This window comes from Myxococcus sp. MISCRS1 (genome assembly GCF_026626605.1).
Taxonomy (GTDB): domain Bacteria; phylum Myxococcota; class Myxococcia; order Myxococcales; family Myxococcaceae; genus Myxococcus; species Myxococcus fulvus.
This window is the reverse complement of the sequence record NZ_JAPNKB010000001.1, coordinates 6,057,840-6,073,056: the sequence shown is the minus strand read 5'-3', so window position 1 is coordinate 6,073,056 and position 15,217 is coordinate 6,057,840. Positions and strand designations below refer to the sequence as shown.

General features: G+C 71.5%; 11 protein-coding genes. 5 read left to right on the top strand and 6 right to left on the bottom strand.

The window, feature by feature from the left end; genetic code table 11:
• The first annotated feature begins 147 nt into the window (after positions 1–147).
• A complete protein-coding gene (locus OWM54_RS24150; protein WP_267699015.1) occupies positions 148–1,656 on the top strand; it encodes an aldehyde dehydrogenase family protein in 1,509 nt (502 codons plus the stop codon).
• A gap of 118 nt (positions 1,657–1,774) precedes the next feature.
• The gene (locus tag OWM54_RS24145; protein WP_267699014.1) at positions 1,775–2,488 is read left to right on the top strand and encodes an esterase family protein; all 714 of its coding nucleotides are present in this window, start codon (positions 1,775–1,777) and stop codon (positions 2,486–2,488) included.
• 22 nt (positions 2,489–2,510) lie between these two features.
• On the opposite strand, the gene OWM54_RS24140 is transcribed toward OWM54_RS24145, so the two are convergent.
• The 4 genes from OWM54_RS24140 to OWM54_RS24125 form a co-directional block, all read right to left on the bottom strand.
• Complete coding sequence (locus OWM54_RS24140) at positions 2,511–3,929, bottom strand: MATE family efflux transporter (RefSeq protein WP_267699013.1); 1,419 nt, start codon at positions 3,927–3,929, stop codon at positions 2,511–2,513.
• Positions 3,930–4,083: 154 nt separating this feature from the next.
• Entirely contained in the window at positions 4,084–6,207 is a 2,124-nt protein-coding gene (locus OWM54_RS24135) for a beta-propeller domain-containing protein (protein WP_267699012.1), read from the bottom strand.
• Positions 6,208–6,381: 174 nt separating this feature from the next.
• Positions 6,382–7,551, bottom strand: coding sequence for a TIGR02266 family protein (locus OWM54_RS24130; RefSeq protein WP_223751155.1), 1,170 nt, complete (start codon positions 7,549–7,551; stop codon positions 6,382–6,384).
• The gene (locus OWM54_RS24125) at positions 7,551–9,380 is read right to left on the bottom strand and encodes an Hsp70 family protein (RefSeq protein WP_046716815.1); all 1,830 of its coding nucleotides are present in this window, start codon (positions 9,378–9,380) and stop codon (positions 7,551–7,553) included. The genes OWM54_RS24130 and OWM54_RS24125 overlap by 1 nt, the downstream gene beginning before the upstream one ends.
• A gap of 158 nt (positions 9,381–9,538) precedes the next feature.
• Between OWM54_RS24125 and atpH the strand changes: the two genes are divergently transcribed.
• The 3 genes from atpH to atpA all read left to right on the top strand — a co-directional run bounded on the left by atpH (position 9,539) and on the right by atpA (position 13,460).
• Positions 9,539–10,078: an ATP synthase F1 subunit delta gene (gene atpH / locus OWM54_RS24120; protein WP_267699011.1), complete on the top strand. Its 540-nt coding sequence runs from the start codon at positions 9,539–9,541 to the stop codon at positions 10,076–10,078.
• 199 nt (positions 10,079–10,277) lie between these two features.
• Complete coding sequence (locus OWM54_RS24115) at positions 10,278–11,714, top strand: sensor histidine kinase (RefSeq protein WP_267699010.1); 1,437 nt, start codon at positions 10,278–10,280, stop codon at positions 11,712–11,714.
• 198 nt (positions 11,715–11,912) lie between these two features.
• Positions 11,913–13,460, top strand: a complete 1,548-nt coding sequence (gene atpA, locus OWM54_RS24110; RefSeq protein WP_223751157.1) for a F0F1 ATP synthase subunit alpha — start codon at positions 11,913–11,915, stop codon at positions 13,458–13,460.
• Positions 13,461–13,743: 283 nt separating this feature from the next.
• Here atpA and OWM54_RS24105 read toward each other — a convergent pair whose 3' ends face one another.
• On the bottom strand, positions 13,744–14,268 hold the full coding sequence (locus tag OWM54_RS24105) for a hypothetical protein (RefSeq protein WP_223751158.1): 525 nt from the start codon (positions 14,266–14,268) through the stop codon (positions 13,744–13,746).
• A gap of 94 nt (positions 14,269–14,362) precedes the next feature.
• On the bottom strand, positions 14,363–15,211 hold the full coding sequence (locus OWM54_RS24100; protein WP_223783905.1) for a haloacid dehalogenase-like hydrolase: 849 nt from the start codon (positions 15,209–15,211) through the stop codon (positions 14,363–14,365).
• Positions 15,212–15,217 lie beyond the last annotated feature (6 nt).

Here is a 15,217-nt window from a genome sequence, read left to right as displayed (position 1 = left end):
CCCACCCGGCGGAGCCGTCCACCCAGGGCCTCGCCCGCTTGCCCAGACATCCTGCGCGCGCGTGACGATATTCGCCCATGCCGCGACCCGTCATGAACGCGGCCTCGATTCTTCGCAGCGAATCCCGACGCGCGAGGAGGTGGACCCATGTCGCAGATTGAACTCGTTGGCGAGCCCCTGCTTCACCTCGAAAGCTCCCGCCTGCTGGCCGAAGCCCGCCGAGTCGTCCCCGAGGCCTTCGACGCCCAAGGCCGTCTGCTCTCCCCCATCGCGGGCTCCTGGGTCCACCCGCCCGCGTGGTTCGACGCGCGCTCGCCCATCGACGGCAAGGTGCTCGCGTCACTGCCGCTGCTCTCTCAAGCCCAGGCCGTCCAGGCCGTGGAGAAGGCCGCCGGCGAGTTCCTCCCCTGGTCCGCCCGCTCGCTCAACGCGCGCATGCACGCCGTGCTCGACGCGCTGGACTCGCTCGAGGACCACCGGGACCTGCTCGTCCGCGTCCTCGCCTGGGACATCGGCAAGACGCTGCCCACGGCCAGCAACGACGTGGACCGCTGCCTCACCGGCCTCGAGTGGTACCTGGAGAACATCGGTCCGATGCTCGAGTCCCGCGCGCCGCTCGGCCTCGTGTCGAACATCGCCTCCTGGAACTATCCCTTCTCCGTCCTGCTGCTCAACGTGCTCGTGCAGACGCTCGCGGGGAACTCGGTCATCGCGAAGATTCCCACGCAAGGGGGCGGCGTCTCGCTCACCCTCGCCTTCGCGCTGATGCGCCGCGCGGGCCTGCCCGTGTCGCTCGCGGGCGGTCGCGGCAAGGACCTCTCCGAGGCCCTCGTGGGCCACCCGCTCATCGCCGGGGTCGCCTTCATCGGCGGCCGCGCCAACGGCGCCGAGGTCCACCGCCGCCTGCGCGACACGAACAAGCGCTACGCCCTGGAGATGGAGGGCGTGAACGCCTACGCCATCACCCGGTTCACCGACTGGGACGGCCTCTCCCGCCAGATTCGCGCGGGCTTCGACTTCGGCAAGCAGCGCTGCACCGCCTACACCCGCTGGGTCGTCGAGAAGTCCCTCGTCCCCCGGTTCGTGCGCGCCTACGTGGACGCCGCGTCCTCGCTGCGCGTGGGCCACCCACTGCTCGGCGGCGACGTGGACTTCGGCCCGCTCATCTCCGCCAGCAAGGTGGCGGAGCTGCGCGCGCTCATCGACGACGCCCGCGAGCGCGGCGCCGCGGTGCTACACGAGGGCACGCTCGCCGACGACGCCTTCACCCCGGGCCAGTCGCGCGGGAGCTACATCGCCCCCACCCTGCTCTTCGGCGTGCCTCGCGACAGCGAGCTCTACCTGCGCGAGCCCTTCGGCCCCGTCGACGTCCTCATGTCCGTGGACTCCGAGGAGGAGCTCATCCGCGAAGCCAATGTCTCCCAAGGCGCGCTCGTCGCCTCCGTGGCCACCGATGACCCCCAGCTCGCCGAGCGCCTCGCCTCCCAGCTGCAGGCCTTCAAGGTCGGCATCAACAGGCTGCGCTCGCGCGGAGACCGCGAGGAGCCCTTCGGCGGCAAGGGCGGCTCCTGGGCCGGCGCCTTCGTCGGTGGCACCCACCTGGTGCACGCCTTCACCGAAGGCCCCCATGCCCTCGAGGGGAACTGGCCGGACTGAACTCCCCGGGGGCATCCTTCCAGCACCCGACACCCGCCGCGGCGAAAGCGAGGTCCGTCAGGACCACACGCACCTGACGTTGCCCGTCCTTGACGCGGCGCGGTTAAGCTCGCGCCCCATGAACCGCGAATACCACCGCTGGCATAGCGCGCGCCTGCATCGGGACATGGAGCTCCTGCTCTACGGCCACTCGGGAGAACCCGTGCTGCTGCTGCCCACCAGTCGCGGCCGCTTCTTCCAGGCCGAGGACTTCGGCCTCATCGGCGCCATCGCCGACCGCGTCCAGTCCGGCCGCTACGTCATCGTGTGCCCGGACTCCGTGGACGAAGAGTCCTGGTTCAACACGTCCGTGCACCCGCATGACCGCATCGCCCGGCACCAGGAGTGGGAGCAATACCTGCTCAACGAGGTGGTGCCGCTGCTGATGAGCCGCAGCACCGGCGGGCGCCTCACCCTGGCCGGGTGCAGCTTCGGCGGCTTCCACACGTACAACGTGGGCCTGCGCCACCCGCACGTCTTCCGCCGGCTCATCTCCATGGGCGGCAAGTTCGAGACGGACGAGTTCCTCGACGGCCACCAGGACAACGACGTCTACTTCCACTCCGCCACGCAGTGGCTGCCCAACGTCCACGACAACAGCCAGCTCGCCGCGCTCCAGCGCGTGGAGATGGTGCTGGCGGTGGGCGAGCACGACTTCTGCCGCCCCTCCAACGAGCACCTCTCCAGCCTGTTGTGGAAGAAGGACATCGGCCACCAGCTCGCCATCTGGCAGGGCGGCAACCACGACTGGCCCGTCTGGCGGGAGATGATTCAGCAGTACCTGCCCTGGTAGCCGGCGAGGACGCCGCGCCCGCTCACGACTCGAGCGGGCGCAGCGTGCCGGCGCTGATGCGGTTGAAGCGCCAGAGCAGCGACAGCGCCACCGCGATGAGCCCCGCGCACAGGCCCCACCAGATGCCCACCACGCCCAGCCCCAGCTTGAAGCCCAGCAGCAGCGTGAGCGGCAGGCCGATGGCGTAGTGCCCCACCATGTTCGCCAGGAACGTGAAGCGCGTGTCGCCCGCGCCGCGCAGCACGCCCGCGCCCACGCCCTGCACCCCGTCGAACACCTGGAAGATGGCGCTCACCATCAGCAGGGGCACCACCAGCGGGAGCACGTCCTCGGGGGCGCCCGCCAGCCGGGCCAGGGCCCCGGGGAAGAGCGCGAACGCCAGCGCCCCCAGCGCCATGAAGCCCGCGCCGCCCGCGAAGGCGATGAAGCCGCTGAGCCGCGCCCGGGGCGTGTCGTGCGCGCCCACCGCCCAGCCCACCCGCACGCTCCCCGCGTTGCCGATGCCCATGGCCACCGTGAAGGTGACGCTCGAGTACGCGATGGCGATTTGATGCGCCCCCACGCTCGCGGGCCCCAGCCCCGCGGACAGCACGCCCGCCAGCGCGAAGACGCCAATCTCCGCGGCGATGTGCAGGCCGATGGGCACGCCCACCCGGATCGCCTGGGCCAGGTCGCTCCACACGGGCCGACGCACGGGCCGCTCGCCCTCCGGCGCGGGCAGCTTCGCGATGGCCAGCACCACCACGCCCAGTTGCAACATCGTGCACAGCGTCGAGGCCAGCGCCGACCCGGCCACGCCCATCGCCGGCACGGCCCGCAGGGGGCCGAGGTACCCGGGCAGGTTCGCGCCGCCGAACACCAGCAGGATGTCCGCGCCCAGGTTCAGCACGTTCGCCAGCACCGTCGCCACCACCAGCGGCCGCGTGTACGCGGTGGACTGGAGATAGGAGCGCATCGTCAGGAAGGCCAGCATCAGCGGCAGGCTCGGCCCGCGCCACAGCAGGTAGTCCCAGGCCCCCGCGATTTCCGTCTCGCCGATGCCCGCGAGCGGCAGGAGCAGGGGCGACAACATCAGCAGGCTGAACAGCAGCAGCCCGGCGAACAGCGACATCCAGCCGCCTTGCCACAGCAGCCCCCGCGCCCTCGCCATGGCGCGCCCGCCCACCGCCTGGGACAGGAGCGGGTCGAACCCCATCATCAGCCCCATGCCGAAGCCGCTGACGGCGAAGAACAGGCCGTTGCCCAGCCCCACGGAGGCCAGCGCCGACGTGCCCGCCCGCCCCACCACCAGCGTGTCCACCAGCCCCATGAGCGACTGGCCGCCCTGGGCAATCGCGATGGGGATGGCCAGGCGAGAGAGCGCGCGCAGCTCCGCCAGGATGGCGGCGCGACGGGAGCCGGGCCGGGGCGACGACGAGGAGGGTGCGACGGCGGTGGACATGGCGGCCTCGGCCTATAGCGCCTTCCGCCATGGAATGCGCCAGCCGAGAGCGACGCCCCCGCGCTCCCTCTCCTGACCCCTGGGGTGCCCACGAAACGAAGGGGCCCCGGGACCCACATCGTGTCCCGAGGCCCCGAGCCGTCACACCGGTGCCTCAGGGCACCGGCGCGTCGAAGTACGTGGTGGCCAGGGGCGTCTGGAGGGCCCCCACGTTGGCCACGCGGATGCCCGCGTCGGTGATGGCGTACACGAAGTCATCCGCCATCACACTGCGGCGCACCTCCGGCGCCCAGTACCAGCTCCAGTGCGGGTGCTCGAAGCGCTGGAACATGTCCCGCGCCGACACCGCGCCCACCGGCGTGAAGCCCGTGGCCGTGTCCACGCGGAACACGCGCAGCTCGCTGGTGAAGCCGGACCAGTAGTCGGGGCGGCTGTAGTCCCAGTCCACGAAGGGCACCGCCACCAGGCCCTTGGCCGCGAAGTAGTTGAACGCCTTGTGGTCGTGCAGGGCCTCGCTGTTGGAGCCGCTCGTCCCCATCCGGTGGGTGAAGGCCTCGCGGGGGTTGGCCAGATCGCTCACGTCGAACAGCGACAGCTTCAGCGCGCGGTTGCGCCAGCCGCCGTCCTCGTCGCGGTCCTCGCCGAAGGTGAGCAGGTGCGTGTCGCCCAGCGGGTGGATGTACGTGGAGAAGCCCGGAATCTTCAGCTCGCCCACCTTGCGCGGGTGCGCCGGGTCGCTCAGGTCGAAGGTGAAGAGCGGGTCCGTCTGGCGGAAGGTCACGATGTAGCCCTTCTTGCCCACGAAGCGCGCGCTGAAGATGCGCTCGGTCGGCGCCAGGTCCTCGCTGCGCCCCAGCTCCTCCAGCCGCCCGTTCTTCGGGGCGAACGTCACCAGCCGGCTCACGGTGTCCGGGCCGCTGGTGGTGGGCGTCGACACGCCGTCACCATTGCCCGCCGTGCGCCACGTCGTCACCGTGGTGGCCACGCGCAGCACGCCCTCGTGCTCGTCCATGGCGAACTGGTTGACCAGCACTCCGGCCACCGAGCCGCTGCCCACGTACGTGGCGCGCGCCGGCTCACGGATGTCGAACTTGTGGATGTACGAGTGGTCGGACTGCTCCGCCACCTGCTGCCACCACCAGTGGTTGGCGGACAGGTACAGGGACTCGGTGGACGCGTACACCACGCCCGGCGCGGACACCACGCTGGTGCGGCCCAGCGGCGCGGCGCCTTCCACCGTGTCCAGGTCCAGCGACAGCACCGTCACGAAGCCCAGCCCCGTGGGCGCGTTGGCGTGGAAGAAGTCCGAGCAGGAGAAGGGCAGCGCGGTGGTGGTGCCGTCCGCCGCCACCCGGCGACCGGGCTCCACCCAGTCCGCCAGCGTCTGGTCGCGGATGAGCTTCTCGTTCTTGACGATGAGCGCGTCGAGCGCCGCGTTCATCTTGTCGCGGTTCTCCAGCTCACGGGAGTACTCGGGGTAGAAGCGCACGTCCGAGGGCCAGCGGAACTCGTCCGTCATCACCAGCCGCACGGCGCTGTCCACGCGGCGCGCGGTGAGGTAGCCGCCCGGCAGGAACACCTGCTGCTTCACCTGGGGCGACGCCAGGTCCGACACGTCCACCACCGTCACCTTCAGCGTGCCGCCCTGCATGTAGCCGCAGCGCAGACCCGCGCAGTCGGGCAGGGGCGCGCCCATCATCGGAGAATCCCCCCACACCGAGGGGCGACCGGGACGCTCCTCGTACACCTGCGACGCGATGACCAGCCGCTGGCGCTCCTTGTCGTAGAGCATCTCGCGCGGCTGACCTTCGATGGCCAGCGACGACACGCGCGTGAGCTGGTCCGCGGGCCAGGAGCGATTCACATACAGCTTGGACCCGGACAGCACGAAGATGTGGTTGCCGTCGTTCTGCACGAAGTCCGCCTCGTGCACGCCGGCCACCTGGTTGTTGGTGCCCGTGTAGTCGTCGGGGCCGCGCGGCGCGCCAGCACCGCCGTTGTCCTCGGAGGGCATGGGCACGCCCGTGGGGGGCGCCGCGCCGTCGCCGAACCACCACTGCAGACCGCGGGGCCGCATCGACTCCACCGACGCGCGCATCCGCTTCGTCGCCGTGTCCTCGATGTGCCGCTCCAGCGCCTCGCAGCCCTCGAAGGCATCCAGCCGCGCCTCCTGCGCCACCGGCTCGTTCTCCACCTGCGGATACGTCTTGTCGTCGTCACAACCCACCGCAGCCACCGCCACCAGCCCCACCCATCCGTAGCGCTTCCATCGCCGCATGAGATTCCTCCCGGTTCGTGTCTGTTGGCCCCATCCGCGGCGCGAGCTGGAATCCCCCAGCCCGCCATGCCCGGATGACGGCACGGCCCGGGCGCGCTCTTGCCACCCCCATGCCAGCAACCACGCTGACTCGGGACACCGGGATTTCCAGGGGCTTGCGGGCGCCAGGGCCTCTCAGAAACCTGAGGCGCGCGGATTCCCCGTGGGGGGAAATCCGTGAGTCCGCGGCACGAAGCGGACGAACTGCTGCGTCAGCGCCGGGTCCATGCGCTCCAGGCGCAGGCCCATGCCCGCCGGTGCACGGAAGGCGCCAGGGGCGCGCGGCGGGTTGGCCCAGACGACGGTGGCCTCCGCCGAGCACGGTGAGCGCTGTCCGGCGAGCGACACCTTCAACGACAACCGGGTGCCCTCGCGCGCCGGGGTGAGCGTGCGCACGAAGAGGGCCTCGGGGCTGGCGTCGTGGCTGAAGCCCGTCAGCGCGGCGCCCCCGGCCAGCGGGGCGAACTCCACCACGGTGAAGAAGGGCACGCGCTCGGCGGCCCGCAGGGGGACGCGGTCGGGCGTCAGCCGCGACAGCACGCGCCCGAGCAGCTCATCGGCGCCCAGGTGGCGCTTCTCGAGCAGCGGCGCGCCCGACAAGGCCTGCGCACGGGCGAGCACCTCACCGGACTCCTCCGCGCGCGACAGGAGCACCAGCGGCTTCTTCGGGTTCGCGTCGCGCAGCCGCGCGGCCAGGGCCAGCGTCTCGCGCGGGGCCCGCGACACGTCGACGAGGAAGCCGTCGAGCTGCGCGCCGTGCTCCGCCGCGAGCGCCTCCGCGTCCTGCGCGTCGCGTGCGTAGAGGACGTGCAGGCCCTCCTGCTCCAGCGAGCCGCCCAGGAACGTGTGCAGGAAGCGGCCGCCCTCGACGAGCAGCACGCGGCGGCCCTTGGGAGGCCCCTCCTTCGCGCGCTCACGGGCGTTGCGCACCGCCACCAGCTTGGCCTGCAGCGCCTCGAGCGCGACGGGCTTGGGCAGGAAGTCATCCGCGCCCGCGCGCCAGCAGTGCATCACCTCGTGCGGCTCGCCGGCGGAGGTGAACATGATGACGGGCACGTTGCGGCCCGCGGGGTGTGACTTCACCGCGCGGCACACCTCGTCGCCCTGCATGCGCTCCATGCGCAGGTCCATCAGGATGAGCATGGGCGCGCGGCGGGCCAGCTCCGCCAGACACGCCTCGCCGCCCTCCAGCGTCACCGGCTCGCAGCCCAGCCGGGCCAGGTGCAGCCGCACCACCTCGCGCGCGGTGCGCGAGTCGTCCACCACGAACACGGCTTCCCGCGTGGTGGAGCCGGGCGCATTCATCAGGCCCGCGGCTCCTGCTTGCCGCCGGACAACAGCTGCGTGAGCTGCCGGGCGATGGCGGCGCACTTCGCCGCGTCCTTGCTGTCCAGCGCGGTGCGCCCGCCGTCGAGCAGCTTCTGCACCGTGCCCACCGCGGCCTCGGCCTCCGGGCTGGGGTTCTCCTGCGCGCTCTTCTGGAGCATCCGCGCCAGCTTCTCGCCGCGCTCCAGCAGCTTGCGGAACAGCTCCTCGGCACGCTTCGCGTCCACCACGCCCTGCGACTTCGCGTAGTTCGCCTGCTCCGCGCCCAGCTTCTCCGCCTCGCCGTGCGGCAGGCCCGCGCGCGCCTCCAGGCGCACCGTCTCCATGTTGCCGGTCGTCAGGTCCGTGGCCTTCACGGAGAGAATCGCCTCACCGGACAGCTCGAAGACGACCTCCAGCGGCACGTCTCCGCGCGCGGCCACGTGCAGGTTCTTGAGCACCACCTCGCCCAGCTTGTGGTTCTCGTCCTGGAACTCGCTCTCGCCCTGGTACACGGGGATGCGCGCCTCGTGCTGGCCGGAGGTGCCGGGGAAGAAGATGTCGCGCGCGACGACGGGCACGCCCGTGTTCTTCGCGATGAGCCGCTTCACGCGCCCGCCCAGCACGCCCACGCCCAGGCTCTGGCTGGCCACGTCCAGCAGCAGCGCCTGACCGGACTGACGGAGCAGTTCGTCCGCCTGCACCGCGGCGCCCAGCGCCACGGCCTCGTCCGGGTGCACGTCCGTGGACGGCTGCCGGCCGAAGAAGTCGGCGACGAGCCGGCGCACCAGCGGCACGCGCGTCATGCCGCCCACCAGCAGCACCACGTCCACCGAGCGCGGGTCCATCTTCGCCTCGCGCATCACGCCCTCGCACACCTCCAGGCAGCGGCGCGACAAGGGCTCCGACAGCGTCTCGAAGAACGAGCGCGTGAGCACCGTCTCCAGCTCCGTCGTGCGCCCGCCCTTGCCCGAGTGGTCGCCCAGCCCCGTCACGGAGATGGTGGACTCCTCGTGCTCGGTGAGCTCGCGCTTGGCGGCCTCGGCGGCGACCTTCAGGCGCCTCAGGCTCTGCGCGTCCTGCGACACCACGTGGCGCAGCTCATCGTCCACCTGGGCCAGGAGCCACTGGACGATTCGCTGATCGAAGTCCTCGCCGCCCAGCCGGGGGTCGCCGCCGGTGGCGCGCACCTCGAAGACACCGGACTTCACGTCGAGGATGGACACATCGAAGGTGCCACCGCCCAGGTCGAACACCAGCGCGTTGCCCTCGAAGCCTCGCGACAGCCCGTACGCGAGCGCCGCCGCGGTGGGCTCGTTCACCAGCCGCACCACCTCCAGGCCCGCGATGGAGGCCGCCTCGCGCGTGGCCTGGCGCTGGTTGTCGTCGAAGTTGGCGGGGACGGTGATGACACACTTGCTGACGGGGCGGCCGAAGTGCGCCTGCGCGTCCAGCGCCAGCTCGCCCAGAATCATCGCGGAGACCTGCGTGCAGGGCATCACGCGCCCGGCCAGCTTCACGCGCACGTCCCCCGCGGGGCCCGCGACGAGCGGATAGGGCACCAGCGCCTTCGCCTGCTGCACCAGCTCCGGCGTGTAGCGTCGCCCGAGAAAGCGCTTGGTGGCCCAGACCACCGCGTCCGGGTGCTCCTCCGCCAGCACCTGGGCCTGCTGGCCCACGACGCGCTCGCCGCTCTTGGTGACCCCGAGCACGGAGGGCGTGAGCCGGCCCCCCGCGCGCGAGGGGATGAGGCGCGGCCGGCCATCTTCCACGGTGGCCACGGCGCTATTGGTGGTACCCAGGTCGATGCCGATGACGGGGTCGTGCATGGGGGGCGGTCGGGACCCCACGGTACGGGTCTTCCCGCCTCCTCGCCAAGCCCCCTCGCGTCGGACCTATCCTCCGCCTGTCGCTTCCCTGCCCGCCCGGGCACGACGGCCACGGGGGTGGACGGCCATGGGGCGCCATGCTAAGGGCGCGACCCGTCATGGTGAACGTCTCCATCGCCCGCCGCTACGCCCGTGCCCTCCTCGACGTCTCGTCGGAGGCGGGCCGCATCGATGCCGTCGCCGAGCAGCTCACCGCCTTCGCGGACATCCTCGCGAAGAACCCCGAGCTGGCGGACGTGCTCCACAACCCCGCCTACTCGCGCGCCCAGCGCAGCCAGGTCGTGGAAGGGGTGATGAAGCTCGTCCCCGGCCTGGAGCCAGTGCTGGCCAACACCCTGCGCCTGCTGGTGGACCGCAACCGGCTGGTCTACGCGCACGACATCGCCCGCCTCTTCCGCGACATGGCGGATGCCCGCGCTGGCCGCGTCCGCGGCAACGTCACCAGCGCCGCCGCCCTCCCGGCCGACACCCTGGCCCAGCTGCGCCAGACGCTGCAGCAGCTCACCCAGCGCGACGTCATCCTGGAGACGCGCGTGGACCCCAGCCTGCTCGGTGGCGTGTCCGCCCAGGTGGGCAGCGTCCTCTACGACGGCAGCCTGCGCACCCAGTTGGACCAGATGCGCCGCGAGCTGAAGTAGCACCCCCAGTCCGGGGCGTGCGGCCGCATCCTCGCGGCCAACGCCCCAGGTCGTCCACGCACCCGGTAGTCCGGGGCAAACCGGCATTTCCAGCAGCCCTGGGACAGAGGTATACTCGGGGGAACACGGGGCAACCCCGGGTTTTCTGGACGACCTCAACATGCCGCAGTCCCTGTTTCACCCCCTTCCCGGTGGCCCGATGTTCGCCGTGGCCCCCGAGGAGGCCTGGCCCTTCCTCGGCGCGCTGCTGAACGCGACGGGTTGTGGCATCGCCCTGCTGGACAGGGAGCTCAGGCCCGTGTGGGTGAATGGCGCGCTGACGTCGCTGTCGGGGCTGGAGACCCGGGCCTATCTGGGGCGTCCCCTGGTGGACGTCTGGCCGAAGGTGGCCTTCTCGCTGGCCCCGCTGCTGACGCGTGCCCTCTCGGGGGAGAACGTGGTGGAGGCGCCGCTGACGGGGGTGCTGGCCGCGGGCTCGGGTGAGAAGCACCTGCGGGTGGGGCTGTCCCCGGCGCACCAGGCCGGGGTGCTGGCGGGCGTGGTGCTGTGGGTGCGCGACGAGACGGAGCGCGTGCGCGACGAGGCCCGGCTGCGCGAGCGCGAGGCGCACATGCGCAGCCTGGCCGACGTGGCCTGTGACGGGCACTTCCTGCACGAGAACGGCGTGGTGCTGGACGCCAACCGCGCGCTGGCGCACCTCCTGGGCCACGACTCGCCCCGGGAGTTGATCGGCCACCACCTGGTCGAATGGGTGGCGCCGGAGTACCGGCCCGCCGTCATGTCCGCGGTGGCCCGGGGGGTGGAGACACCCTACGAGGTCATGTGCGTGCGGCGCGATGGCCAGCGCATCCCCTTAGAAGTGCTGGGGAAGTTCGTGACGTGGGAGGGCCGGCAGGTGCGGCTGGCCGCCATCTGGGACATCAGCGGGCGCAAGGCGGCGGAGGAGCGCGCCGAGCGCACCGAGCACTTCCGGGAGCAGCTGCTGGGCGTGGTGGGCCACGATTTGCGCTCCCCGCTGGAGAGCATCCAGTCCGGCACGAGCGCCCTGCAGCGGCTGGAGAACCTGGAGGAGCCCCAGCAGCGGCTGGTGGGGCACGTGGCCCAGGCCGCGCGGCGCATGGAGCGGATGATCCACGAGCTGCTCGACTTCACCCGGGCCCGGCTGTCCGGCGGGCTGCCGGTGCGCCCGGAGCCGCTGGTGCTGGACCGGCTGGTGGAGAAGGTCCTGGAGGAGCGGCGGCAGGTGCACCCGGGCCGCACGCTGCTGATGGAGACGCAGGGGGATTTGCGGGGCCACTGGGACGCGGGGCGCATCACCCAGCTGGCGGACACGCTGCTGGGCAGCGTGCTCCAGCACAGCCCGGAGCCCACCCCGGTGTGGCTCAAGCTGGTGGGCGCGGTGGGGGGCGTGACGCTGTCCATCCGCAACGACTCGCTGATGGTGCCGCAGGAGGAGCACGCCACCCTCTTCGAGCCCTTCCGCCGGGGCCGCCCCGCCAGCGCCGAGGGCCTGGGTCTGGGCCTGTTCATCGCCCGGCAGGTGGCCGTGGCCCACGGGGGCCGGCTCACCGTGGAGTCCTCCCAGGGCGGAACGCGCTTCGTCGTCTGGCTGCCCCGCGAATCCTCCGTCCGCTAGGGCGCCGCGAGCGCCCGCCCGCCCTCGCTCGGCCGGTGTGGGAGCGCCGGGACTTAAGGGGTTGATAATGCCCCGAGAGCCCCGAATGTCGTGCGCATTGCAGGGGCCGGGGGTGCGTGGTAAGGGGCCCCGACTTCTTAAGCTTTGGCGGACCCGAACCGACCCGGCCCGCCCCCTGTTCGAGGACGCAAAACGCCCATGGAAATCCGCGCCGACGAGATCAGCAGAATCATCCGGGAGCAGATCAAGGACTACGGCAAGAAGGTCACCGTCGCGGAGACGGGCACCGTGCTGTCCGTCGGCGACGGTATCGCGCGCATCTACGGCCTGGAGGGCGTGCTGGCCGGTGAGCTGGTGGAGTTCACCAACGGCGTGAAGGGCCTGGTCCTCAACCTCGAGGAGGACAACGTCGGCGTCGCCATCATGGGTGACTTCCAGACCATCCGCGAGGGCGACACCGTCAAGCGCACCCAGCAGATCGCCTCCGTGCCCGTGGGCAAGGGCCTGCTCGGCCGCGTGGTGGACCCGCTCGGTCAGCCCCTGGACGGCAAGGGCCCCATCGAGGGGACCGAGACGCGCCGCCTGGAGGTGAAGGCGCCCGGCATCGTGAAGCGCAAGAGCGTGCACGAGCCCCTGCAGACGGGCATCAAGGCGCTGGACGCGCTGGTGCCGGTGGGTCGTGGTCAGCGCGAGCTCATCATCGGTGACCGCCAGACGGGCAAGACGGCCGTCGCCATCGACACCATCATCAACCAGAAGGGCCTGAACGTTTACTGCATCTACGTGGCCATCGGTCAGAAGCAGTCGACCGTCGCCCAGGTCGTGGAGAAGCTCAACCGCTTCGGCGCCATGGAGTTCACCACGGTGGTGGCGGCGAACGCCTCCGACCCGGCCCCGATGCAGTTCTTCGCGCCGTACGCCGGCGTGGCCATGGGCGAGTACTTCCGCGACAACAAGATGCACGCCCTCATCATCTACGACGACCTGTCCAAGCAGGCCGTGGCGTACCGCCAGCTGTCGCTGCTCTTGCGCCGCCCGCCGGGCCGCGAGGCGTACCCGGGCGACGTGTTCTACGTGCACAGCCGCCTGCTGGAGCGCGCCGCCAAGCTGTCGGACGAGGAGGGCGCGGGCTCGCTCACCGCGCTGCCCATCATCGAGACGCAGGCCGGCGACGTGTCCGCCTACATCCCGACGAACGTCATCTCCATCACTGACGGGCAGATCTTCCTCGAGACGGACCTGTTCTTCTCCGGCGTCCGCCCGGCCATCAACGTCGGTCTGTCGGTGTCCCGCGTCGGCTCCGCCGCGCAGATCAAGGCGATGAAGCAGGTGGCCGGCACCATGAAGCTGGACCTCGCGCAGTACCGCGAGCTGGCCGCCTTCGCCCAGTTCGGCTCGGACCTCGACAAGGCCACCCAGGAGACCCTGGCCCGTGGCGCCCGCATGGTGGAGCTGCTCAAGCAGGGCCAGTACGAGCCGCTCTCCGTCGAGCGTCAGGTCATGCAGATCTACGCCGCCACCAACCGCGACGACCCCAAGAAGCGCGGCTGGGTGCGCGACATCCCCGTCTCCGACGTGGTGCGCTGGATGCGTGAGTTCCTGGAGTTCGCGGACGGCAAGCACCCGAACGTCGCGAAGGACATCGCCTCCAAGCGCGAGCTGACCAACGACATCAAGGCGGCGCTGAACAAGGCCATCTCCGAGTTCAACGACGTCTTCCAGCCCACCCCGGGCGCGAAGGTCTAGGCAGAGCTCCGGCCGCCAAGGCCCGACGCACCGAGCCCCGCGCTCCCTTCACCGGGAGGCGGGGCTTCGTGTTTCCGGGTGCGGCGGGGGCTCGTGGTCCGCGACTTCGCCGCGTCCTCGCCGCGCTGGTGCCTCGCGTCCGTGGTGCCGATGCCGCGGGCAGGGGGGTGCCTGGCGTGGTCGCGGTAACCTGCTGCTTCGCCTTGTCCTCGCGCGCTGGTGCCTGGCGTCCGTGGTGCCCACAGCGCGGACGCTGGAGTGCCTCGCGCGATGTGCTGAGCCGCTACTTCGCCCCCTCCGCGCGGGCCGGCACCTCGCGCACCGCGGTGCCGATGGACTCGCCCGTCCACTCGGGGTCCACGGGGATGATGAGGTAGCCGTCCTCGGCCTTGGGCGCGGGGCGGTCGTCGAGCGGCGGAGGGTCCCCGGCCTCGGGCGCGGGCACGTCCGTCCAGGAGATGAAGCGCGCCTCGAACTCGCGCACACGCTGGCCCCCCGCCAGCTTGCGCTCCGCCGGGTGGGGCAGCAGCACCGCGTCCGCGCCCATCAGACACACGGTCTCCTGGAGAAGCTCCTTGCGGCCCTCCTCGCCCAGGTACTCGTTGGTCGTCATCGACAGCGTGCCCACCTCGGCGTAGGGCCTGGATGGCTCGCCCTGCTCGAAGACCTCGAACGCGCAGCCGGGCGCCTTCGCGGGACGCGTGACGGAGGCCTGCGGCCGGCTCACCACCGTCTGCGGCGAGGACGCGCACGCGGCCCCGAGCACCGCGGCGAAGAGGCACATCGACAGCGGACGACGCGGGCCCATGGACACCCCTGTTGCCGAATCGCGAGGACGCGGGGCATTCGAGGCCCCGCCTCCTGACTCAACGCGGCCTCCGGGCCCACCATATCGCGCGCGCTCAGCGCAGCCGGGGCAAGAGCGCGTGCAGGCTCTTGTCCACGCCGCCACGGGCGCCGAGCTGCTCGATGGCCTTCAGCTCGTACGGCAGCACGTTGTCGCGCGCGACCAGTTGCACGTGCGCGCCCAGGGCGGCCGGCAGCGCCAGGTCCAGCTCGTAGATGTCACCCGCCACCAGCGTCTGGTCCGGCCGCGTGCCGGTGGTGTCCCAGATGCGCTTGAGCGCCTCGAAGTAGCGGCCCCGGCGCAGGTACACCGGCCGGCGCAGCACCCCGTCCAGCGTCTGCGTCTCCGGCAGCGCGTCGAAGCGCGCGTCCGCCACGTCCGGCGGGTCCAACAGGAACTTGCGCGCGTCGCCGGACACCTTGAGCCGCTCGCGGCCCTTGGGGGCCAAGGTGTCGAGCTTCTTCACCACCAGCTCCGTGTGCGCGTTCGTCACCACCGTGACGGGCAGCCCCGTGGCGAGCAGCGCCTCCAGCACCTCCTTCGCCTCCGGCTTGAAGGCCGTGGCCGAGTGCACGTACGAGTCGCGATACAGCTTCTGCACCGCCTCCGAGCGCGTGGCCTCGTTCGTGCCCACCGACAGCCGCTGGAAGATGCGGTGCGCGGCCGTCGTCGCCGTCAGGTACGGGTCCGCCGTGGCGGGCGCCACCACCCTGCCGCCCAGGTTCCAGCCGAGGAGGTCCGCACCCGCGCGCAGCGCCGCGACTTCTTCCTCCCACGCCTGCTCCACGCCCTGCCCCAACGCGTGGGCCAGCCCGTCACGAAAGTGTGTCAGGAAGGGCGCGCTCTCCGTCGCCACGTCCGTGAAGGTCCCGTCGAAGTCCAGCACCACGCAAGCAATCGCCATCAGCCC

Coding starts and splice junctions, on each gene's coding strand:
- OWM54_RS24150 (WP_267699015.1), top strand. CDS start 148: ATGTCGCAGATTGAACTCGTTGGCGAGCCCCTGCTTCACCTCGAAAGC.
- OWM54_RS24145 (WP_267699014.1), top strand. CDS start 1,775: ATGAACCGCGAATACCACCGCTGGCATAGCGCGCGCCTGCATCGGGAC.
- OWM54_RS24140 (WP_267699013.1), bottom strand. CDS start 3,929: ATGTCCACCGCCGTCGCACCCTCCTCGTCGTCGCCCCGGCCCGGCTCC.
- OWM54_RS24135 (WP_267699012.1), bottom strand. CDS start 6,207: ATGCGGCGATGGAAGCGCTACGGATGGGTGGGGCTGGTGGCGGTGGCT.
- OWM54_RS24130 (WP_223751155.1), bottom strand. CDS start 7,551: ATGAATGCGCCCGGCTCCACCACGCGGGAAGCCGTGTTCGTGGTGGAC.
- OWM54_RS24125 (WP_046716815.1), bottom strand. CDS start 9,380: ATGCACGACCCCGTCATCGGCATCGACCTGGGTACCACCAATAGCGCC.
- atpH (WP_267699011.1), top strand. CDS start 9,539: ATGGTGAACGTCTCCATCGCCCGCCGCTACGCCCGTGCCCTCCTCGAC.
- OWM54_RS24115 (WP_267699010.1), top strand. CDS start 10,278: ATGTTCGCCGTGGCCCCCGAGGAGGCCTGGCCCTTCCTCGGCGCGCTG.
- atpA (WP_223751157.1), top strand. CDS start 11,913: ATGGAAATCCGCGCCGACGAGATCAGCAGAATCATCCGGGAGCAGATC.
- OWM54_RS24105 (WP_223751158.1), bottom strand. CDS start 14,268: ATGGGCCCGCGTCGTCCGCTGTCGATGTGCCTCTTCGCCGCGGTGCTC.
- OWM54_RS24100 (WP_223783905.1), bottom strand. CDS start 15,211: ATGGCGATTGCTTGCGTGGTGCTGGACTTCGACGGGACCTTCACGGAC.